The organism is Leucobacter exalbidus (assembly GCF_017834145.1).
Taxonomy (GTDB): domain Bacteria; phylum Actinomycetota; class Actinomycetes; order Actinomycetales; family Microbacteriaceae; genus Leucobacter; species Leucobacter exalbidus.
Genome location: NZ_JAFIDA010000001.1, coordinates 746802 through 767412 on the forward strand (window position 1 = coordinate 746802; position 20611 = coordinate 767412).

Annotated in this window: 20 protein-coding genes; 9 read left to right on the forward strand and 11 right to left on the reverse strand. The window is 61.5% G+C overall.

The features are described from left to right. The first annotated feature begins 164 nt into the window (after positions 1–164). From JOF28_RS03430 to JOF28_RS03440, 3 genes are all read left to right on the forward strand, one after another. On the forward strand, positions 165–3749 hold the full coding sequence (locus tag JOF28_RS03430) for a hypothetical protein (protein WP_209704476.1): 3585 nt from the start codon (positions 165–167) through the stop codon (positions 3747–3749). A gap of 4 nt (positions 3750–3753) precedes the next feature. Further along, positions 3754–4278 carry a ribonuclease H family protein gene (locus JOF28_RS03435; protein WP_209704477.1) on the forward strand — a complete coding sequence of 175 codons (525 nt, stop codon included), beginning with the start codon at positions 3754–3756 and terminating at the stop codon, positions 4276–4278. 117 nt (positions 4279–4395) lie between these two features. After that, positions 4396–4800, forward strand: a complete 405-nt coding sequence (locus JOF28_RS03440; protein ID WP_209704478.1) for a hypothetical protein — start codon at positions 4396–4398, stop codon at positions 4798–4800. 76 nt (positions 4801–4876) lie between these two features. Here JOF28_RS03440 and JOF28_RS03445 read toward each other — a convergent pair whose 3' ends face one another. The 8 genes from JOF28_RS03445 to rpsB form a co-directional block, all read right to left on the reverse strand. Continuing rightward, positions 4877–5173, reverse strand: a complete 297-nt coding sequence (locus tag JOF28_RS03445; RefSeq protein WP_209704479.1) for an ATP/GTP-binding protein — start codon at positions 5171–5173, stop codon at positions 4877–4879. Positions 5174–5182: 9 nt separating this feature from the next. Next, positions 5183–5815 (reverse strand): aggregation-promoting factor C-terminal-like domain-containing protein, encoded by a 633-nt coding sequence (locus JOF28_RS03450; protein WP_342452067.1) that lies wholly within the window; start codon positions 5813–5815, stop codon positions 5183–5185. Positions 5816–5885: 70 nt separating this feature from the next. After that, on the reverse strand, positions 5886–6440 hold the full coding sequence (locus JOF28_RS03455; RefSeq protein ID WP_245189855.1) for a DivIVA domain-containing protein: 555 nt from the start codon (positions 6438–6440) through the stop codon (positions 5886–5888). A gap of 47 nt (positions 6441–6487) precedes the next feature. Beyond that, the gene (locus JOF28_RS03460; RefSeq protein WP_209704481.1) at positions 6488–7405 is read right to left on the reverse strand and encodes a phosphatidate cytidylyltransferase; all 918 of its coding nucleotides are present in this window, start codon (positions 7403–7405) and stop codon (positions 6488–6490) included. Between the two features lie 5 nt (positions 7406–7410). Next, positions 7411–7965: a ribosome recycling factor gene (gene frr, locus JOF28_RS03465; protein WP_209704482.1), complete on the reverse strand. Its 555-nt coding sequence runs from the start codon at positions 7963–7965 to the stop codon at positions 7411–7413. A gap of 74 nt (positions 7966–8039) precedes the next feature. Then, positions 8040–8759, reverse strand: coding sequence for a UMP kinase (gene pyrH, locus JOF28_RS03470; protein ID WP_209704483.1), 720 nt, complete (start codon positions 8757–8759; stop codon positions 8040–8042). A 212-nt stretch (positions 8760–8971) separates the two neighbouring features. After that, a complete protein-coding gene (gene tsf / locus JOF28_RS03475; protein WP_209704484.1) occupies positions 8972–9802 on the reverse strand; it encodes a translation elongation factor Ts in 831 nt (276 codons plus the stop codon). Between the two features lie 41 nt (positions 9803–9843). Beyond that, complete coding sequence (rpsB, locus tag JOF28_RS03480) at positions 9844–10677, reverse strand: 30S ribosomal protein S2 (protein ID WP_209704485.1); 834 nt, start codon at positions 10675–10677, stop codon at positions 9844–9846. A 276-nt stretch (positions 10678–10953) separates the two neighbouring features. Here rpsB and JOF28_RS03485 point away from each other — a divergent pair, with 276 nt between their 5' ends. Next, positions 10954–11496 carry a M23 family metallopeptidase gene (locus tag JOF28_RS03485; protein WP_209704486.1) on the forward strand — a complete coding sequence of 181 codons (543 nt, stop codon included), beginning with the start codon at positions 10954–10956 and terminating at the stop codon, positions 11494–11496. Between the two features lie 6 nt (positions 11497–11502). Here the strand turns inward: JOF28_RS03485 and JOF28_RS03490 are convergent, their stop codons facing one another. Next, positions 11503–12450, reverse strand: coding sequence for a tyrosine-type recombinase/integrase (locus tag JOF28_RS03490; protein WP_209704487.1), 948 nt, complete (start codon positions 12448–12450; stop codon positions 11503–11505). Positions 12451–12454: 4 nt separating this feature from the next. Next, positions 12455–13246 carry a DNA-processing protein DprA gene (locus tag JOF28_RS03495; RefSeq protein ID WP_342452068.1) on the reverse strand — a complete coding sequence of 264 codons (792 nt, stop codon included), beginning with the start codon at positions 13244–13246 and terminating at the stop codon, positions 12455–12457. Between JOF28_RS03495 and JOF28_RS03500 the strand changes: the two genes are divergently transcribed. The 5 genes from JOF28_RS03500 (at position 13185) to JOF28_RS03520 (ending at position 19883) form a co-directional block, all read left to right on the forward strand. Further along, entirely contained in the window at positions 13185–14711 is a 1527-nt protein-coding gene (locus JOF28_RS03500) for a site-specific integrase (protein WP_209704488.1), read from the forward strand. The genes JOF28_RS03495 and JOF28_RS03500 overlap by 62 nt on opposite strands. Then, positions 14708–16516 (forward strand): hypothetical protein, encoded by a 1809-nt coding sequence (locus JOF28_RS03505; protein WP_209704489.1) that lies wholly within the window; start codon positions 14708–14710, stop codon positions 16514–16516. Before JOF28_RS03500 ends, JOF28_RS03505 begins: the two co-directional genes overlap by 4 nt. A 155-nt stretch (positions 16517–16671) precedes the next feature. After that, positions 16672–18618 (forward strand): site-specific integrase, encoded by a 1947-nt coding sequence (locus JOF28_RS03510; RefSeq protein ID WP_209704490.1) that lies wholly within the window; start codon positions 16672–16674, stop codon positions 18616–18618. Further along, positions 18587–19009: a hypothetical protein gene (locus JOF28_RS03515; RefSeq protein WP_209704491.1), complete on the forward strand. Its 423-nt coding sequence runs from the start codon at positions 18587–18589 to the stop codon at positions 19007–19009. Before JOF28_RS03510 ends, JOF28_RS03515 begins: the two co-directional genes overlap by 32 nt. 586 nt (positions 19010–19595) lie before the next feature. Continuing rightward, positions 19596–19883 (forward strand): hypothetical protein, encoded by a 288-nt coding sequence (locus JOF28_RS03520; protein WP_209704492.1) that lies wholly within the window; start codon positions 19596–19598, stop codon positions 19881–19883. A gap of 39 nt (positions 19884–19922) precedes the next feature. Here the strand turns inward: JOF28_RS03520 and JOF28_RS03525 are convergent, their stop codons facing one another. Beyond that, positions 19923–20408, reverse strand: a complete 486-nt coding sequence (locus tag JOF28_RS03525; protein WP_209704493.1) for a hypothetical protein — start codon at positions 20406–20408, stop codon at positions 19923–19925. Between the last annotated feature and the right edge of the window lie 203 nt (positions 20409–20611).

Here is a 20611-nt window from a genome sequence, read left to right on the forward strand (position 1 = left end):
TGGGCGTGAGTCTGCACGAAATCAGCAAATGATGTGACGCCCGACGACATTACGGGGCGCGCTCACGGGCAGCGGCAGCGTGGTTCTACTATCATAATGCTGGTACATGCCCGCGCGATGAATTCTCCGCTCTGGCGATCGTCTTAATGGTATTCGGAGGCCTCGTGTCCGACTCATCCCAACAGTTCACCCCCGCGTTTCGTGGCTATAACCGCGACGAGGTCGATGAGCGGATCGGGTCACTCACCGGCCACATCGGTACGCTGCAATCGCACCTTGAATCGCTGCAGAATGCGCACCAGCAGTCTGCGCTCGTCGGTCAAGAGCAGCGTGAGCTGATCGCCGACCTGCAAGATCAGGTGGCAGAGCTCGGTGCGACCGGGTATTCGGGGCTGGGCCTGCGCGTTGAGAAGAGCCTGCAGGTTGCAGAGGATCACGCTCAGCGCCTCATGGCCCAGGCAGATCTCGATGCCGAGAAGCTGCGCCGCTCCTCTGAGGAGGAAGCGGCCCGCGTGCTGTCATCGGCGCAGTCTCGCGCCGATGAGCTGCTCACCTCTGCCGCCGAGCAGGCCGAGACGATGGTCGCCGGGGCTCGCACCGATCTCGCCGAGCAGACGGCTCACGCCAATGCCGAGCGCGAGCAGTTGCGCATCGAGGCCGATCGTCATGCAGAGCTCACCCGCAGCTCAGCCACGCGCGAGGCCACGGCTGAACGCGAAACCGCTCACCGCGAGGCCGAGGCAGAACTGGCGGCGGCACGCGCCGCAGCAGCCAGCGTGCAGGCAGCCGCTCAGACCGCGGCCAATGAGCTGCGCGAAGAGACCGAGCGTCAGGCCGACGCATTCGCTCGCGAGCGTGCCGAGAACGAGCGTGAGGCCCAGCTCGAGCGCGCCCGCCTCGTGCAGGAGGGCGAACGCGCCCGCGCAGAGTTTGAAGCCAAGCGCCAGCGCGAAGAAGCAGAACTTGAGGAGCGTTTCACTGAGCGCTCCCGCGAGCTCGAGGCCCGCAGCGATCAGGAACGCCGCGAACTGACGGGCGAGATGGAGGCGCTGCGCGCACTGATCGCGCAGGAACGCGCCGATCACGATACCGCCATCGCCAACGAGCGCGAGGCGCAGGCGAAGCGGCTCGCGGCCGATCTCACAGCTCACGACGGCCGTATTGAGCAGGAGCGCGCCGCCCTGCTCGCGAACCTGACACGCGACGCAGATGCCGCGCGCACCGAGATTGAGACGCTTGCCCAGCAAGCCGCACGCGAGCGCGAACGCGCCCTCGAGATCTCGCTGGCCGATCGCACCCTCGCCGAAACCGAGCACCGCGAGCAGCTCACCGCTGAGCGCGAGGCCCAGCAGGCCGAGCTGACCCGCACCCGCACCATCCACGATTCGGCACTGCGTGAAGAGCGTGAAGAGCACGATGCGGCGATTTCAGCCGAACGCAGCGCGCACGACACCGCGATCTCGTCAGAGCGTGCAGCGCACGAAGCGGCCATCGCAGCAGAACTGGCTGAGCAGAAGTCACAGCTTGCACAGGAGCGTGAGGCACACGAGGCCCGCATCGCATCAGAGCGCGCCGCCCACGAGACCTCAGTGGCGCAGGAGTTCGAGGCGCACTCCGCGCTGATTCTCGCTGAGCGCACCGATCACGATGACGCAATCACGCAAGAGCGTGAGGCACACGATGATCGCATTCGCAGCCAGATCGTCTCGCACGAAGCGAAACTGGGCAATGAGCGCGATGCTCACCTCGCGAAGATGGCCGCCGAGCGTGAGACGCACGACGCTCGCATCACGGCTGAGAGCGAGGCACACAGTGCCCGCATTACGGCCGAGAGCGAAGCACACAGCGTGCGTCTCGCCGCCGAAACCGAGGCGCACGAATCCCGCATTAGCACCGAGAGCGAGGCCCATGAGGCCCTCATTGCGACTGAAAGCGAGGCGCATGAGGCCCGCATCGCAGCTGAAAGCGAAGCTCACGAGGCCCGCATCGCAGCTGAAAGCGAAGCACACAGCGCCAGAATTGCCGCCGAAAGCGACGCGCAGAGCACTCGTCTCGCCGCTGAGCGCGAGACGCACGATGCACGCATCGCGGCCGAAACTGAGGCGCACAAGTCGACCCTGAGCGCTGAGCGCCAGGCGCACGACACCACACTGCAGGCCGAGCGTGAGGCGCACGATGCCACGCTGCAGGCCGAGCTCACCGAGCACCACACGGCGCTCTCGACCGAGAACACCGAGCAGCGCACGCGCCTCGCCGCCGAACTGGCCGAGCAGGCTGCGTTGCTGCTGGCCGAGCGCACCTCGCACGACGGTGCGCTGAGCACTGAGCGCGAGACGCACGTCGCCGCGCTGCTGGGTGAGCGCGAAGCGCAGCACGTTGAACTCACCGTCGAGCGTGAATCGCACGACGCAGCACTGACCGCAGAGCGCGACGCACAACGTGCCGCACTGACCGCTGAGCGCACCGAGCAGGAAGCGCTGCTCACGGCAGAACGTGACGCGCAGCGCAGCTTGCTGAGCACTGAGCGTGATGATCACGCCGCCAAGATTGGGCAAGAACTCGCGGCCCATCAGGATCGTCTCATCGATGAGTCTGAGGCGCACCACGCACGTCTCGTGGCTGAACGCACCGCGCAGGAGCAGCAGCTTGCTGAGGCCCGCACCGCACAGGAGCGCGCGCTGGCTCGTGAGCTCGCCGCGCACCAAGCACTCGTCGCTGACGAGAAGTCGGTGCATGACTCACGCATCGCCGCACAGCTGGTGTCGCACGCACAGCGCATTGAAGATGAGCGCGCCGCCGCCACCGACCACAACGTGGTCGAGCGCGAGGCCGTCGCCGCCGCCATCGGTGTCGAGCGTGAGGCCGCCGAGCTCGAACTCGAGCTCGAGCGCACCAAGCTCGCCGCAGACCAGGCACGTGAGCGCGACAACCTCGCACGCGAGCTCGCAGCGTCACGCGAGCAGCACGAGGAGACCTTGCGCGTCGAGCGTGAGCGTCAGGCCGATGCCATCGCTCGTGAGGTGGCCGCCCAGCGCGCCGCCGTCACCGAAGAAACTGACCTGTTGCGCGCCGACACGGTCGCTGAGCTCGCCGCCTACCGTGACGCTGAGGAGCGTGCGCTCGCCGAGCTGCGCGCGAGCGCCGAGGATGCCTCACGTGCGCTGCGCGAGCAGATCGACACCGACACACTGGCCTTCACCACGAGCTCGTCGCAGCAGCGCGATGAGCTTGAACAGGATCTCGCCGAGCGCCAGCGCGCCGCGCAAGATGCTTCGAGCCGTGAGATTGCGGCTGCGACCGCTGAGCTTGCCGAGCTGCAGTCGCAGCTTGATACAGCCCGTGCCGAATACGATCGGGTCACCGCCGATGCGGCGCACGATGCCCGCACCACGCGCGCGCAGGCAGAAAGCGATGCCGCAGCGATTGTGTTCGAGGCCGAGCGTCGCGCGCAGGTCACGTTCCACTCGGCCGAGCAGCGCGCCACCAAGGTGTTGGCCGCGGCAGAAGACCGCATGACGCAGCTGAAGGTTGAGCGCGGGGCGGTCGCACGCTACTTCGAGAGCCTCGGCGAGGTCATCACCAACGCGCAGAAGATGAGCACGGTCGCCGGCCGGCTCGTGGACGCCCCGGTGGCTGAAGCCGAGACGCAGGCTGAGGCGCTCACGCAGCCCAAGCTCTCGGCTAACGAGGCCGACTGGGCGAACGACGCCACGCAGCCCATCGCGCACATCACTAAGCAGGAGGACTAACCACGTGAGTCTCATTGCAGCAGCCGATGGTTCGGCTCTGGGCAACCCCGGCCCCGCTGGCTGGGCCTGGGTCATTGACAACCAGCAGTGGCGCGCAGGTGGCTGGCCTCGCGCCACCAACAACCAGGGCGAGCTGATGGCTGTGCTCGATCTGCTGCACGCCACCAGCGTGCGCGCGGCTGAGCCCCTCACGGTGCTCTGCGACAGCCAGTACGTCATCAACTCGGTGACGAAGTGGATGCCGGGCTGGAAGAAGCGCGGCTGGCGCAAGGCCGACGGTAAGCCCGTGCTGAACCGCGAACTGCTCGAGCAGATCGACGAGGCCATGGTGGGCCGCAACGTCACCTTCCAGTGGGTCAAGGGCCACGCTGGCCACCCGCTGAACGAGGCCGCCGATGATCGCGCGCGCGCGGCGGCAACGGCGTTCCAGGCCAAGCGTGATCCGGATCACGGCCCGGGTCTTGCGGGCGCTGCCCCCACGCCTGAGGTCGAGGTGGGGGCACCCGCCGCTCCCCCGACGCTGTTCTAACGAGACACCGCGTCAGCCCCAACAGCTACCCCCGAGTGAATCTTTTCGCTCGGGGGTACTTTTGTCTCTGGCGGGCAGTGTCTTGAACCCCGGTGCCCAGCATGGCAGGGTGGGAGCATGACCCGACTGCGATATGTTGCAGCGTCAGCGCTGACGCTGGCCTCGGTTGTGCTGTTGACCGGTTGTGCGGGCCAACAGGCACCGCTCGCCGATCTCGCAGGCGAACGCACATCCCAAGACGAGCTGCCGCAGCTCAGCGACTACGCGTACGACCTCGTCAATACCGCCTCCAGCAAGTACGTGGGCGAGTACGAGGGGACATCGCTTTGGCTCGCGCTAGGTATAGACCCCGATACACAGGTGTGCCTCATCGTCGCTCCAGGCAACGACCGCTGGACTGTCTCATGCGGGGGCATAAGGATGATCACCTCGAACGGCGAGCATACCTTTGAGGTTGTGCCCGACGGTGCGTCACCTGCTGAGAGCGCCACACGCGTCTCTGAGAACGTGCACGCCCGGTAGCGTCTCCCTGCTGCAACAACGAAAGCCTCGGTCGAGAGTAGGTCTCGATCGAGGCTTTCGTGATGACTCAGCGATGCTAGGCGATGCGCCAGCAGTGCGCGTGGTAGTGACGCCTGTCGCGCACGGCAGCGTCATCTCCGAAGAAATGTTCTGCGTGCCAGGCAACAATGTGCGCTTGCCCCGGCGGAATCTGCGTCTGGCAGGCCGGGCACAGGTAATGCTTCTCGGCGCGGTGTGCGGGAATCTCGCGCACCAGCCAGTCAACACCGCGTCGTGACTCTTTACTTGCTCCGCCGTAGGCGAGGCGGGTCACGTCTTGGGGCGGATTCTGTGCGGCACGCTGGTACTTATTTACCCGACGAGCACGAGCCATCTACGCGGATCACCACCAGTTGTTGGCGATCCAGAAATCGTACGCACCGGCCCACCCGCCGTAGCGATCGGCCGCATACCCGCTCGCCCAGCGCAGGTTATCGACGGGGTCATAGCCGTTACCGGGCACCTTGCTGCACGGGTACGCCTGAATCAGACCGCAGGCGCCAGAGCTTGCGTTCGTGGCGTTCGGATTCCAGGTGCTTTCTTTGTTCGCGATGTAATCGACGAAGCCCCAGTCGCTCTCGGGGATACCGGCCGCTGCCATCCACTCAGCGGGAGCGCCGCCACCCGTGTACCGCGCGGGGCCAGCGGGGGCTGCAGGGCCTGCGGCCGCGGCTGACTCAGCCTTCTTCTTGGCTTCGGCCTCGGCTTTCGCCTTCGCTTCAGCTTCGAGCCGCAGTCGCTCCTCTTCAGGATCGGGCAGCTCAATCACCGGCACATCGGTGTAGATGAGGTCTTGTTCAGCATTCTCGGTCGGAATGAACTGCTGATGAATGCGCGCTTGAAAAGCCAATTCATCGGCCGAGGCGCTGGTGCTCGCCATCGTCAGGGGGGCCACCACAGCGGCGCCCAGAAGCACCGCAACCGCTGTCGCGGCCACGGGGGCGCGCAACCGCGACCAACGGGATACAGGTTTCACAAAAGGCACAATATAACGATTCTATCTCAGCAGCGAGCCGCGATCAACTATCGATCACTCAGCGTCTGGATTAACGCGTGGCAAGCATCAGGTCGACAACAGCGTCGAGCAGTGCATCCACCTGGTCTTCGTCGTACCCGCGACGCTCGGGGTGAAACACCACATCGCGTACGTCTGCGGGCTTCATATCAAATTCGCGGCGCTCGAACATGTCGCCCACACGGGCCAAGAATGCATCGACCTGAGACCTGCGGTAGCCGGTCGCGAGCACGCTGCGGCGTGTGAACTTCCGGCCGCGAGGGCGTTCGATCCGGCCCCGAACTTCAGACAGCAGCGCGCGAGTGTCGTCCCACCAAGCATCCTCGCCGCCGCTGCGCACCGCAGCACGCCGCTCGCGTTCGAAGAACACTTCTTCTAGCCGGTCGAGCGCCGCATCCACGTAGCGTGCCGCGTAACCGCCCTTTTTGACAGGGAAAGACATGCCGCGCACATCACGCGAGGTCAGCGTCGTCGCGTGATCTGGGGCGCCCTCGTAGGCACTGCGTGCCCGCGCTAAAAAGTCGTCGACCTGATCGGGGTTGTACCCGGGTTCAGATCCGGTCGCGAGCGGGAATGACGTGTGCATACTCACATTCTCCCCTGCCCCATTTGCCGCTCCCTGAGAACGCCGCATTACAGGGCTCCCAGCGCGAGGGCGATACCGAAGACGCCAACGGCCGACGGCAGCAGTGAGTCGAGGCGATCGAGGAAGCCACCGTGGCCTGGAATCCAGGTGCTCATATCTTTCACTCCCAGGTTGCGCTTAATGAGCGACTCAGTGAGGTCGCCGCCGGTGGCGGTGAACAGCACCACGATGCCGAGCAGCACACCGACCCACCACGGCTGGTTCAGCGCCGTGATCGACACGATCACGCCGGCGGTCATCGCCGCTACAGCCGCGCCGGCAAAACCCTCCCAGGTTTTGTTGGGGCTGATGCGGGGCGTCATCTTGTGCTTGCCGAGCGTCACACCCGCGACGTAGGCACCCACATCAACCGAGACCACGATCAGCACGAGGGCGAATACCCACCACTGACCGCCCTCTGGAGCCACCATCAGAATGGTGAATGACGCGAGAAAAGCCACGTATACGAGCGTGAACAGCCCTGAGAACACGTCGCGCACCAGCGTGCGCGGCGCAGTCTCGTAGCGCGGCATCAATCCTTCGATGAGCCGCCACACGGTGAGCAGCGCTGATCCGGCAAACAGCCCGAACAGCATGCCAGCCGAGCCCCAGAAATAGGCGCCCGCCACGATGGTCAGGCCACCGAGTACGACGCCCACGCGGGGCACGCGGCGGCCGGCCACCCGAAACGCGCTCGCAAGTTCTACGAGCGCCACCGAGACGAGCGCGGCCACCAGCACCACAAACAGTTCCTTGATGAGCAGCAAGCACACCAAGAACACCGCACCAAACACGAGCCCCGATCCGATCGCAAAGAAGAGGTTGCGACCCGCGCGGGCCTCAATCTTTGCGGTCGTCGCTTCAAACTGCGCACGTCTCATCTCGAGATGCGTGCGCGTATCGTCGCGCTTATCGGGGTGTGCCATGTGGGTTAGACCTCCAGCAGCTCTGCTTCTTTGCGCTTGAACGCATCATCGATCTGCTCGATGAACTGCTTGGTGATTACTTCGAGCTCTTTTTCAGCGCGCGCGACATCGTCTTCGCCGATCTCGCTCTTCAGGCTGTCAAGATCATCCATGCCAGCGCGGCGCACGTTACGCACGACAACGCGAGCGTCTTCTGCGCGGCTCTTCACAATCTTGACGAACTCGCGGCGGCGCTCCTCGGTGAGGTCAGGCAGCGTCACGCGAATGACCGTGCCATCGTTCGAGGGGTTCGCGCCCAGGTTGGGCATGTCGCGAATGGCCGTCTCGATGTCCTTCATCGCACCCTTGTCGTAGGGGGTGATGAGCAGGCTGCGGGCATCCTGGTTCTGCACCGAGGCAAGCTGAGACAGCGGCGTGGGGGTGCCGTAGTAATCAACCTGAACGTTCTGCAGCAGTGACGGTGAGGCGCGGCCGGTGCGAACGGTCGCAAAGCTCTCCTTTGCTGCCTCAATCGCGCGGGTCATGCGCTCTTTAACATCGACGAAGACCTCTTCGATCACGGTGTTCTCCTTCTGGCGGGTACGAATAGATCCAGCTTACCGGTGCCAAGCAGGCAGCACGGTGCACCGGGGGCTTAGCTGTGTACGAGGGTGCCGAGCTTCTCGCCACGAATGGCGGCGGTCACGTTGCCGCTGGGCGACATGCCAAACACGCGCATCGGCATGCCGTTGTCCATGCAGAGGCTAAATGAGGTCGAGTCAACAACCTTCAGGCCGCGCACGAGGGCGTCGTTGTAGCTGATTTCTTCGATCAGCGTCGCGGTGGAATCCTTATTCGGGTCAGCGGTGTACACACCATCAACGCCGTTCTTCGCAACGAGCACCTCTTCAGCGTGGATCTCGAGGGCACGCTGAGCGGCGACCGTGTCGGTTGAGAAGTAGGGCAGGCCAGCGCCTGCGCCAAAGATCACGACGCGGCCCTTTTCCATGTGCCGAATCGCGCGCAACGGAATGTAGGTCTCAGCGACCTGCGTCATCGTAATGGCTGACTGCACACGGCTGTCAACGCCGGCCTGCTCCAGGAAGTCCTGCAGCGCGAGCGCGTTCATCACGGTGCCCAGCATGCCCATGTAATCGGCGCGGGCGCGATCCATGCCACGCTGAGAGAGCTCAGCGCCGCGGAAGAAGTTACCGCCACCAACGACCACGGCGACCTCTGCGTGCTCCATTGCAGCAGCGATTTCGCGGGCGATTTGGCTAATCACATCGGGGTTCACGCCGAGGGTGCCTCCTCCGAAGGCCTCCCCCGAGAGCTTCAACAGTACGCGGCGTTTGCGGGTAGCGGTCTCGGTCATATGGATCCCCTTTGCGGTGGGTAAATTCTAAATATTCGATTACACACCCCGGTTTGGGGTGTTGTGGTGGCATCACGTGCGGTGATGCCACGGGCCTCGAGGCCATGCTATCGGTGAGACGGGTAGTCTGCCGATATTGCGTCCCAATCATATGCGTCAGGACACAGCGAAGGACCCGGGCCGCTAGGGCCCGGGTCCTTATGTGGTCGTGCTTACGCGCCGACCTTGCTGCGGGCGAAGCCCGAAACGGTGATGCCAGCTGCTTCAGCAACCTTCTTCACGTCGCGCTTGTCAGCGTCAAGTGCGTGCACCTGATCGTTGAGCGAAACCTGCTTGAAGAACGCGGTCAGACGACCCTCGACGATCTTGGGCAGAGCCGCTTCAGGCTTGCCTTCGTTCTTCGAGATCTCGGTGACAAGCTCGCGCTCCTTGTCAACCTCAGCTGCGGGGACATCCTCGCGGTTGAGGTAGAGCGGGTCAGCGAACGAGATGTGACGTGCGATCGACAGTGCTGCGTCTGCGTCGTCACCCTCGTAGCCAACAACCACGCCGATCTGCGGGGGCAGATCCTTCGAGGTCTGGTGCAGGTACACCGAGGTTGCGGGGGCTTCGACACGCGAAACCTTACGCAGAACGATGCGCTCGCCGAGGATGGCCGACTCTTCGGTGATAACTTCACCGACGGTCTTGCCCTCTGCGGGAGCCGCAAGGGCTTCCTCAGGGGTGCTTGCCTTCGCGTCAGCGATTGCGCCCAGGATGCGATCAGACAGTGCGATGAACTTTTCGTTCTTTGCAACGAAGTCGGTCTCGCAAACGAGCTCGATCATCGTGGCAGCGCCTTCGGTCTGCTTGACGGCAACGAGGCCCTCGCTAGCTTCACGATCGCCGCGCTTTGCAACACCCTTCAGGCCCTTGAGACGCAAGATCTCAATCGCCTTCTCGATGTCGCCATCTGCCTCAACGAGAGCGTTCTTGCTGTCGAGCATGCCAGCGCCAAGACGCTCGCGCAGCTCCTTCACAGCGGCCATGCTTACTGCAGCCATACGTGACTCCTAAGTCTTTTAGTCGTTGAAGGGAACCGAGATTACTCGGCTGCCGGGGTCTCTGCAACGGGAGCCTCAACGGCCTCAGCTGCGGGTGCCTCTACGGCCTCGGTCTTGTCTGCGTTGAGCAGCTCAACCTCCCACTCGGGAAGGGGCTCAGCAGCAGCTTCGCCGGCCTCGGGCTTCTGGTGGCGCTCCATGAGGCCCTCAGCAACTGCGTCAGCAATTACGCGGGTCAGCAGTGCAACCGAGCGGATCGCGTCATCGTTACCGGGGATCGGGAACGTAACCTCGTCGGGATCGCAGTTCGTGTCGAGGATAGCGATCACGGGGATGCCAAGCTTTGCAGCCTCGTCAATTGCGAGGTGCTCCTTCTTGGTGTCAACGATCCAGATAGCCGAAGGCGTCTTGGTCATGTGACGGATGCCGCCAAGCGACTTCTGCAGCTTGTCGAGCTCGCGCTTCTTGAGCAGCAGTTCCTTCTTGGTGAAGCCACTGGTGGTGCCTTCGTAATCGAGCTGCTCGAGCTCCTTCATGCGCTCCAGGCGGCCGGTGACCGTCTGGAAGTTGGTGAGGAGGCCACCGAGCCAACGCTGGTTCACGAAGGGCTGGTTAACGCGAGTTGCCTGCTCAGCAATTGCTTCCTGAGCCTGCTTCTTCGTGCCAACGAAAAGAATGTTGCCGCCGCGTGCGACGGTGTTCTTCACGAACTCGTAAGCCGAGTCGATGTAGCCGAGCGACTGCTGCAGGTCAATGATGTAGATACCCGAGCGCTCGGTGAAGATGAAACGCTTCATCTTCGGGTTCCAGCGACGCGTCTGGTGTCCGAAGTGAACGCCGCTGTCGAGCAGCTGGCGCATAGTTACAACGGCCATGGCCGTCTCCTATTCTGCATGCGAAACGCATGCGTTGGTTACATCGGCCGCGGTTGCGACCAGATCCTGGTGCCCGCAATGATCGCCGCTTCGCAAAAGCAAAGACCGTGGCAATCATCGTTAGTTCGGGCACGCGTAGTCACCTTGTTAAAGGTGCAGCGAAAAGTCTACCATCTACGCCGTCCACATCGTGCACGCGGCGCGGCGCGAGATCAAGTTATCCACTGATCCAGATTTTAGATCCTCCAGCACCGCTATTCATGGGAGCCTCACATTATGCGTTGGTTCCCGTCTTCTCCGCTGCTGTGCACGGCACTGCTGTGTGCCGGGCTGGTGTGGCCTGCGGCTGCAGCACCGGCCACTCGCGCTGCTCCGGCAGCTCCGACAGCTCCCCACGAACAAGCGGTGTCGGCTGCGGAATATTGGCTACCGCCCCTCGGGTACACCCTCACGCTAGAACGACCATTTCAGGCGCCCGCGAATCGGTATTCGGCCGGGCACCGCGGCTTTGATCTCCCCGCGACTTCAGGAGACTGGGTGAGCGCGCCCGTGTCGGGCACCGTGACCTTCTCGGGCCGGGTCGTGGACCGCGAGGTGGTGTCGGTGCGGGTAAACCCCCAAACGGTGGTGTCGTTCGAACCGGTGTCGAGTGAACTTGCGGCCGGCGACACCGTTGACCGCGGTGCCCTCTTGGGCGTGGTCACCAGTGGCGGGCACTGCGCAACCGAGTGCCTGCACCTCGGGGTGCGGGTGGACGACTGGTACGTCAATCCCATGCGCTATTTTCGCGGCAAGCCCCGCTTGCTGCCCTGGGACTAGGGTCATTCAGGCGCGGGGGTGCGCCCGGCGATAATTGGCGGCCAGCCGGTCGGTCGACACGTGCGTGTACACCTGTGTGCTGGCGAGGCTGGCGTGCCCGAGCATCTCTTGCACCACTCTGAGGTCGGCGCCGCCATTCAACATGTGCGTCGCGGCGGTGTGACGAAACGTGTGTGGGCCGCTCGGGCCGCTTCCCGGCGCAGCTTCAAGTTCGTGGGAGACCAGTTTGTATACCGTGCTCGTGCCGAGGGGTCCCCCGCGTTCGCCAAGGAAGAGTTCTTGGCGGGGCGCCCCGGCGTAGGCGCGAGCGCCGCTGCCGCCCGCGTGCACCGCGGCGCTTTCGAGCAGCGGCCGCGCGTTGCTGAGGTAGCGTTCCAATGCACGGGTGGCAGGCACGCCCACCGGCACCACGCGCTCTTTGCCGCCCTTTCCCACCACGCGAATGGTGTGTTCGCGGCGGTCGAAGCCGTCAACGCTCAAGCTACATACCTCTGACACGCGCAGCGCCGAGGAGTACAGCAGCTCAAGGATCGCGTGATTGCGCAGGGGCACGGGCTCCCCCGCCGCCGCGCGCTGGGCGGCCCACTCTAACAGCCGCGTCATGTGATCCTCTGACAATACGCGCGGTAACGACTGCGCCGGTTTGGGGGCACGCAAGCGCGCCGCCGGGTTTGCCGGCACAAATTCGCAGCGTTCCAGCCAGGTGCCAAACGATTTCAGCGTGGCCACGCCACGGGCGAGCGTGGCCTTCGCCATGCCCCGCTGCTGTCTCGCCCACATCCAGTCACGCATCAGCTCAACGTCGGTGCCCGCGAGGGTGGTGACGTCGCGTGTCTGGGCGAACTGGGCAAACTCCGCCAGGTCTGCGCGGTAGGCGGTGACGGTGTGCTCCGAGTAGCCGTATTCCAGGCGCACCGCAGCGAGAAACTCGTCAATAGCGAAGCTGAGCAGCATGCCTCTATTGTCGCGCAGTGAGCCGCCACATCGGTTGCGCCTCGCCAGCGCTCTCCTGCTGTGAGACATGCCCCAGCAGTTCCAGCTCGGCGAGCGCTCCCCGGGCCTCCTGCCGTTCGACCCCGGCGCCCCGACTCACCTCGTCGAGGCTGCGTGCGCCCCGCAGCGGCAATGCGTCAAGGATGCGGCGGTGCAGGGGCGGTGGCCGGTCTCCCCCTGGTGCGAGATCGAACAAAGCGACGTCAACGCCGATGCCCATCAGCTCTTGTGCTTCGGTGGCGTTGGTGACCAGCGTCGCGCCGTAATCCCGAATCAACCGGTGGCACCCGGCAGATGCCGGGCTCGTCACCGGCCCGGGCACCGCGCCGAGCGCCCGCGACAGCTCAGCCGCGTGCCCCGCGGTGTTCAACGACCCCGAGCGCACCCCGGCCTCGGTGATGAGCGTGGCCCTGGCCAACGCTGAAATGCTTCTGTTGCGTTGCAAAAACCGCCAGCGAGTTGGCGCAGACCCCGGCACCATCTCCGAGCACACCAGCCCCCGTCTGGCAATACTCTGCAGCAATTCGACGTGCCCGCTGGGATAGGGCCGGTCCACCCCGCCCGCGACCACCGCGATCGTGCCCCCGCCTGCGGCGAGCGCGGTGCGGTGAGCGACGGCGTCGATGCCGTAGGTTCTCTCCCCCTTTCTGGCGTGTTGCGTGCGGGTGTCTGCTCCGGCGCTGAAAGATGGGCCCATGGGGATCAAACAGCATGTGTCTTGGAAGCTCTTTTTCTTCCCGAGGAGAGTCTCGGTCATGGGTGACGAACTGCTCTTACGAAGTTTCGAGCAACAGCAGATCGCCGTTGAGCAGGCAGCGATCCCGTCACCTCTTGTTGGAAGACCATTCTTTCTAGACAATGACGGCAACCCACACATTGCCCTGAACCAGTTCTTTGGCAGCGGACGAATGCGTAATCGTTCCGAAGGCACCAATCGCAAGTACGCGCATGCTCTAAGTGTGTGGGTGAATTTCTTGGTCAGACAAGGTACTAATTGGGATTCAGCGACCGAAGAAGATCTGCTCGATTACAAGTTTTGGCGCAGAACAGATGAGCGCAACCCGCGACCTGTGTCTGGCTCAACGTGGACTGGGGATGTGGCCGCGCTGAGCCTGTTCTACGACTGGGCTAAGAAGGCCCTCAATGGGCCAGATCTACTTGGAGGGGCCGACATTAGGGGAACTCGTCGGTACGCCGGTCGGGCGACTGACGGGATCATGGTGAAGGCTTCGACGGTGCGCGGCGCTGACGTGAAGTGGCTGTCACCAGGGGCCTACCGAAAATGGCGCGACATTGGCATCCATGGGATCGCAGCGAACGGGGCTGAGCGGACTCGGTGGCGACCGCGGTCGCAATCTCGGGATGCAGCCTTCGTCGATGGAATCTATGGCAGTGGCTTGCGGCTTCAGGAATGGGCAAGTGTGCTCACGACTGAGCTACGTGAACCAGCACCTAGTCGCGACTATGTGACCCTCCAGCTGGCTGACGCCTGCGCTAAAGGCAGTCGCGGTCACCCCTACTGGCTGAGGCGTCAGACTCTCAATTCCGTCGCGGTGTACATCGAAACAGAACGAGCTACGGCTGTTCGTAAAGCTCAAGCCTTCGGCCTATACGAACGGCTACCCGACGTTCAAATTGTTGAGTCGGTAAACGAAAAGGGTCGGGCAAGGATTACCGATGCCGCCACCTCATTTTCTAGAACAGTCAATCTCAATGATTTGAATCCGGATCAACGACGTGTGCTCTTCACACGAGATGACGGCGGTTTAGCCCCACTCATGCTTTGGTTAAACGAGGACGGTTCGCCCCGCCCCAAACGGGCCTGGTATAAATCCTTCTCCCGAGCGAATGAACGGGTACGGCGTTCCGGAATCGATCGGATGGTATGCCATCCACACATGCTTCGCCACAGCTTTGCGCTGCGCTGGTATGCCGTAGGTCGCCTCATATGGGAACGACGGGATGTCGGCCTGAATAATAACCACGTCTTGGATTTTCGCCAGCAGTTTGGGGACACCTGGTCATTGGTTCAGACAATGCTGGGGCATTCAACTGTCGAGACAACTAGGAGCATTTATCTCGAGCCTTTCTTGACTCTCGATGTCCAGCTCATACTGCAGTACGGCTTGAGCGAGGTCGATGCCGAGTTACTCCTTCAAGTCCTTCAGACGAACCCTCGGGTTCGTCTTGATGAACCCTCCGAGATAGGGGCAAGTGCATGAAGGGCGCAGCGCTCCCCGAGCACGGCTACGAACGTCCAAACAGTCTGATTCGGTTGAGCGACAAAGTCATCGTGCGTGTCTTCTCCGAGAACGGTTCCTCTCAGAAAGACTTTGATTTCCAAAGTTTTCAGATTGGTGAGGAACTCGAACTGGCTTTCGCTGAAGGCTTTGACCGAGCCACTGGACCTGGAGGAACCAGGCGCACGAACGAGTCGACCAAGAACCTCTACAGTGGGCTTCGTGCATTTGCCAAGCTACTCAACGCTGCGTCAAATCCCCCGCGCGCGCTCAGCGATCTACGTCCGGCGCACATAGCTGGCCTTAGATTGCAGGGCACCAAGAATAGCCAATCGATCGTGATGGCAATTCGGGTCGTTCTGCGTGGCAATAGTTCACTCCCGACCCCATTCCGCGAGCTTCTCTTTGCACCCATGAAGTCCGCTGCGTACGTCGGCAAAGTTTCCGCCTACAGCGAGAGCGAGTTTCGGGCCATTCGGCGGTCGGCGCGTACCGAAATTCGCGCCGCCCTCAAACGAGTCCGAACCATGGAAGCTGAACTGGCTGCGTGGCAGCAGCATTCAGATGAGGTTGTAGATCCGGAAGTGGCACGGCGCGGAAACCTATTAGCCTTCATCGCTGCCAACGGGGATCTTCCACGGTATGAAAGCGGGCTTGTAAACCAATATGGTCCATACAAGAACTCTCCAAAAATATTCCGGTCGCTATTTCCCACGCTGTCCGAACTCGCTGCGATCGTGATTCTCATGCAGTGCCTGACAGGGCAGAACGTGACAACGATTTGCGAGCTAACGACGGCCCACGCGCGAGCTGATGATCAGGAAGGCGAGGATGAAGTTCTTCTCATTCGCGCGCAGAAACGGCGCAGAGGGCGGCATGCTGCGGAAATGGATATCTCATTCACTTCGATGCCCGTCTGGCTGGATGAGGGCGGCAAGGATGACGATGACTTCGCCTCACCGTTTGGCTTGTTCAAGATCGCGGAAGAACTTTGTCACCGTGCACGCGCATTCGCTGGATCAGAAAGACTCCTATGTGCATATTCCAGCAAACGCCGCGAGACAACGTTCAATGGCCTTGGATTCCGAGGGATCAATCAAGTATCCGGTTCGATTTGGAACGGCTGGGTTCATGAGGACAAGCATTGCGACGGAATCGACACTATGCGGTTGCGCCGCACTTTCCTCGAACTTCACCAGCGCCCAGTGGCGCAGAAGTCCTCGACTCTCGCCGACACATATCTATCCAAGGATCCCGGTTCGCTACCTACATACCAAGCTGTCGTGGACGAGGCCTTATCGGACGAAGTAAATCGCATTCGTGCCACTAACACCATACGGACGCTGAGCGAGGATGAGGTGCGTGAAGCTGCGCAAGATCCTGAGGCACTCGCCGTACAGTTGGGGCTATCAGCCGGAAAACTCAAAGAGCTGCTCGATGGACGTTTAGACACGATCGCCGCGGCCTGTGTAGATCCTGATAACGGACCTTACGATCCAGCGGGACAAGCCTGTACTGCGTCTTTCCTGCTCTGCCTAGGCTGCCCCAACGCCCGCTCGGAACCACGACACATCCCAGTCCAATCTCTTTTGAGCAAGCGAATCCGGGCCCGCAAACTCGAGATGCCGGCCGAACAATGGACCCAGCGATATCAGGTTGCTGATGAGCAGTTACAGGACCTGCTCCGCGAACAACGTGCTGACGTCGACGAAATGGCGCTTCAAACGAGTGATCACGACTTCCAGATGGTTGAAGCACTTCTCGAAGGAAGGTATGACATCCGATGAACACACAAGTTCTAATTACCGCCCAGCTTGAGGAAGATCCACCGGTACTCATGAATCGTCAGCTCCGACCTGATGACACGCGCCGAGGATCACTTTCACGATTCAGCGACGCTACATGGGACTTATCGCCGGGTGTATTCGAGGATCACAGCACGATGATTTCTTTGAACTTCGAGGTTTTCCCGGAACACTGGCGGCAAGACGTGAAGACTTACTTTTGGCATCTCATCAACGACGAGAAAATACGACCGCTGCCCGCTGGCCCTGTCGAAGCACTTCCGTCATTGCGCACGATTGCCTTTGTACGCCCACACCTTCTTCGACTCATAACGTGGTTTGAGACTCAAGGAATCCGGAGCTTAGATAAAGCCACGCCTAAAATCCTGGACGCTTTGCTGGGCGATCTGAGCGAAACTGATCTCACCTATGCCCAGAAGCGACACATTCTTACGGAGACCCGGCGGCTCTGGGTCTACCGTGACGTGGTACCGGTGTCGATGCAATTGCCCGCAGCTGCGCCCTGGCATGATGAACGGGCCTATGACCTCTTAGGTCGTCCTCCTCAGAAACGTGAGAATCGGACACCGCGCATTTCCGATGGAACCCTGGCACCCCTCATGGGTTGGTCGATCCAGTTCGTCGAAAACTTTGCCGACGACATCGTTGGCAGCTACCATCAGTACCTCGAACTGATAAAAAACGAATATAGACACAGACCTGTGGAGTCAGAGCAGTTGCAAGCTTCCGATCGGAAGCAACGCCTTCGAAGAACACTTGCTGCTTTAAAAAAGGCGGACGTTGGGCTTCCTGGGCGGGTTTTAGCGGACGGCACACGCGAGGTTCGATGGCAGCACCTGGGCCGTCTTGCGCGTGGCCCCGGACATTCTTTTCCTAAATTTGATAGTAAAATGATCGCCCGTTCGGGTCTGCCGATCGACGACAATGCCTATCTGACCGTGCCCTGTTCGGCCATGCTAGATGGGGAGCTCTGGAGAGGGCGCTTCCTCGCTTGGGATGAGATCATTTCGTTGACAACACACCTTCAGACGGCATGCTTCGTCCTGCTCACCTACCTGTCGGGGATGCGCCCTGGGGAAGCGTTGTCTCTCGAACAGGACTGCCTGATCTTGGACTCCAAGACCGGACTCTGGGCGGTCTCTGGAATTCAGTGGAAATCCGCAAAGAACACGAATGGCCAGAAAGCGGCAGAAGGGCAGCAGCGGTCCGTACCGTGGATCGTACACCCGCTAGCGGCAGAGGCAGTAAGAATACTCACAAAGCTGAGCTCAGGTCGACTTCTCTTCCCCAATTCATTGCGCCCGCGAGCAATACGTGGGTTAAATTCCCCCGACAACCTACGAGCTGGGACGGCACGAACCTCGTCGCAGATTGGCACAGATCTCGTCAGATTCATTGACTGGGTGAATGACTACTGCACATCTAACAATCGAAAAGACAGCATCCCCGCGGATCCACATGGTCGCGTCAGCCCGAGTCGATTCCGGAGAACCCTGGCCTGGCATATCGTCCGTCGCCCACGAGGCCTCGTGGCTGCAGCGATTCAATATGGACATGTCGCCACCTACGTCACACAGGGATATTCGGGAAGTTATGCCTCCGGCTTTCCTGATGAACTCGGCTTCGAACGGTGGCTCGAACGAATTGACAATGTTCAAGACGTAGAGGAATACCTCAACAATGGCGGACATCTAAGTGGGCCCGCGGCGACCGAACTCGAGCAGCGTACAAGGCTTGCTACCGCGAAGTTCTTGGGCCGCACCATTCCCACCAGACGCCAAGCTAACGCGCTCCTCTCCGACCCCACGCTCCAAGTATTTAAGGGGGCAGGCATGCACTGCGTCTATAACCAAACAACAGCACTCTGCTCACGAAATGATCAAGGGCCAGCGCTCGGTGAGTGTCGAAGTGCCTGCTCGAACATCGCTAGAACAGACGGAGATATTAACGAGCTCAAGGAAATGGTCGCCGAATTGAACGACGATATCCTTGCGCCGCCGATCAGATACCAACGCGCTCAACTCGTCGCAAGCACGCTCACAAAAGCGATTCATGAACACGAAAGCAACCAAAACGATGACTGACAATGAGGCTGAACAAACCCGTACCTTGCTTCAGCAGGCAGCCGATGATCTTCTTGAAGGTCGCGTTGAAGGCCCGCTGACCGGATTGCGACTCATCGAACTCGCGGGAGTCAAACGGCATCGGCTCACGCACGACAACCCTGACATTAATAAAGCGTTCCAAGAGCGTGCACGAATGTTGAATCGTACAAAACCGGAGGTCGACCAGCTCCGAACCCGGCTTACCGAGGAGATCGCACGGAACACTCGACTCAGCTCCGAACGAATGGAACTTGCAGAGCGAGTGAAGAACTACGCCGCTGCGCTGGCGCTCGTATTAGATGAACGCGATCAGCTACGCGAAGCTCTCAACGGCGAACAAAACTTGGTGACAATCCCGCGGTTTCGGTAGTTCGTGACCTCTGCCGAGAAGTAGCGTTGTGCCCTCATTGCAGGATGGTGAGATCGCCGCTCACAAGGACCGCGCGTGTGCCCGCAAGAGTTAGACCCAAAGAGCCTGGCGAGGGGCCCATGAACAGCATGGCACCGATACTCCCAGACAATACGACCGGTCAGATCGAGATTCTTGCTCACCTTGGGGAGCTAGTTGCAGACGCGCTTGAGCCGATTCGAGCATCGATATTGAACTCGCCGACGATCATCCCAGCCATGCACCGCAGGAACTCGGCTGGCTACTATGACTTGCATTAGGCTGCCGAACGGTGTGCTGGGCCTAGATCTGCTCAGAAGCGCCTCCCCAAAAGGCGTGCAAGTGTTCATGGACTGCGGCAGACTTGAGGCATGGATTACCACGAACTCGAGGGCCCCGACGGCGCAGCGATCCGCGTGCCTAAGGACGAGAGTCACCGAACATGTCCAGCGTGCGGTGGTGACTGTAAGCCTGAGCCGACCACGGTTTCTGGCATGGGTGTCCGCATCGCGTTCATTTGCCCCGAGCACGGGGTTCACAGCGTCATCGATCCCTTTGAAGAAAAGCGATGATCGGCGAGCTGTTCTCAATGAACGCGACGAATTTCGGCCGTGCCGCTCAACGCGCTATGTATCTTCCCGTCGGTTCCCCGGTTATCACTGAGCTGGTCACCATTTCGGGCGACACCTACACCGGTCTCGGCCTCAGGGTCACCGGTCCTGGCGGGTATAACCGAACGATTCCCATTGACGATGAGCGAGTGCAGGCGTGTATCCACGGGAAACAGGAGCCGCAAGCATTCGTCGATGACCTAGAAGCGCAGCTCAGGCAGGCGGTGGAAGAAGCCGGCCCGTAGGCGGCGACCCGGATCTGATGTCAGTGGTACCGTGCTGACTCACTCCTGGCTGCGGCCATCAATGATCACCATTACGTCCGCCAGAGTATGGCCGTCAGTGAGCCACTGCACCGGGCTGAGACCACCCAGCATTTCGTCCGCGTCCGGCTCCGTCATGAGGTCGCGGACAGTGACTGGATGGTAGCTGCGTGGCAATGCGCGGACAATCTCCTGCAGCCCCGGCAGAAGACCCGACGTCGTGAATTGCCACGTCGGGAACCAGATCGCTTCACCTACCTCAGACGCAAAAGAGTACAGCGCGCCCTCCGACGCAGCACGACGCACACTGGCGGGCTCGAGGTTGAGGAACACAGCGACGCGGTCGACATCCCACGATGCAGCCACGGCTTGCTGGTGAGCTGCTGCGCGATTTCTAGCAAGCTCGGCATCACCCTCTCGAAGCGCCTCATCCGAGAGATCAGCTTCTGTCAGGCCAGCATACTTGATGAGAAAGTCGTGGTCAGCGCGGTCGGCTTCGGTTGTCATAATGACGACGCTACGCGTTGCCGGCGACGCCACACAAGGATGGTGTAGCTTGTTGCCAGGGCTTGGAGCGCCATCGAGAACTTGTTCCGTGGGTTCTGAGACTTGAATGTCTCATTGATGAGGTGTTGCGCAGTCCTCGCTTCACCGTAGTCACCCCAGCTACTTTGGTCACAAAGAACCCTCTACGCTTTCGCTGCTGTGTT

Coding starts and splice junctions, on each gene's coding strand:
- JOF28_RS03440 (WP_209704478.1), top strand. CDS start 4,396: ATGACCCGACTGCGATATGTTGCAGCGTCAGCGCTGACGCTGGCCTCG.
- JOF28_RS03445 (WP_209704479.1), bottom strand. CDS start 5,173: ATGGCTCGTGCTCGTCGGGTAAATAAGTACCAGCGTGCCGCACAGAAT.
- JOF28_RS03455 (WP_245189855.1), bottom strand. CDS start 6,440: ATGCACACGTCATTCCCGCTCGCGACCGGATCTGAACCCGGGTACAAC.
- JOF28_RS03460 (WP_209704481.1), bottom strand. CDS start 7,405: ATGGCACACCCCGATAAGCGCGACGATACGCGCACGCATCTCGAGATG.
- pyrH (WP_209704483.1), bottom strand. CDS start 8,759: ATGACCGAGACCGCTACCCGCAAACGCCGCGTACTGTTGAAGCTCTCG.
- tsf (WP_209704484.1), bottom strand. CDS start 9,802: ATGGCTGCAGTAAGCATGGCCGCTGTGAAGGAGCTGCGCGAGCGTCTT.
- rpsB (WP_209704485.1), bottom strand. CDS start 10,677: ATGGCCGTTGTAACTATGCGCCAGCTGCTCGACAGCGGCGTTCACTTC.
- JOF28_RS03485 (WP_209704486.1), top strand. CDS start 10,954: ATGCGTTGGTTCCCGTCTTCTCCGCTGCTGTGCACGGCACTGCTGTGT.
- JOF28_RS03490 (WP_209704487.1), bottom strand. CDS start 12,450: ATGCTGCTCAGCTTCGCTATTGACGAGTTTCTCGCTGCGGTGCGCCTG.
- JOF28_RS03500 (WP_209704488.1), top strand. CDS start 13,185: ATGGGGATCAAACAGCATGTGTCTTGGAAGCTCTTTTTCTTCCCGAGG.
- JOF28_RS03495 (WP_342452068.1), bottom strand. CDS start 13,246: ATGACCGAGACTCTCCTCGGGAAGAAAAAGAGCTTCCAAGACACATGC.
- JOF28_RS03505 (WP_209704489.1), top strand. CDS start 14,708: ATGAAGGGCGCAGCGCTCCCCGAGCACGGCTACGAACGTCCAAACAGT.
- JOF28_RS03510 (WP_209704490.1), top strand. CDS start 16,672: ATGATTTCTTTGAACTTCGAGGTTTTCCCGGAACACTGGCGGCAAGAC.
- JOF28_RS03515 (WP_209704491.1), top strand. CDS start 18,587: ATGAACACGAAAGCAACCAAAACGATGACTGACAATGAGGCTGAACAA.
- JOF28_RS03520 (WP_209704492.1), top strand. CDS start 19,596: ATGATCGGCGAGCTGTTCTCAATGAACGCGACGAATTTCGGCCGTGCC.
- JOF28_RS03525 (WP_209704493.1), bottom strand. CDS start 20,408: ATGACAACCGAAGCCGACCGCGCTGACCACGACTTTCTCATCAAGTAT.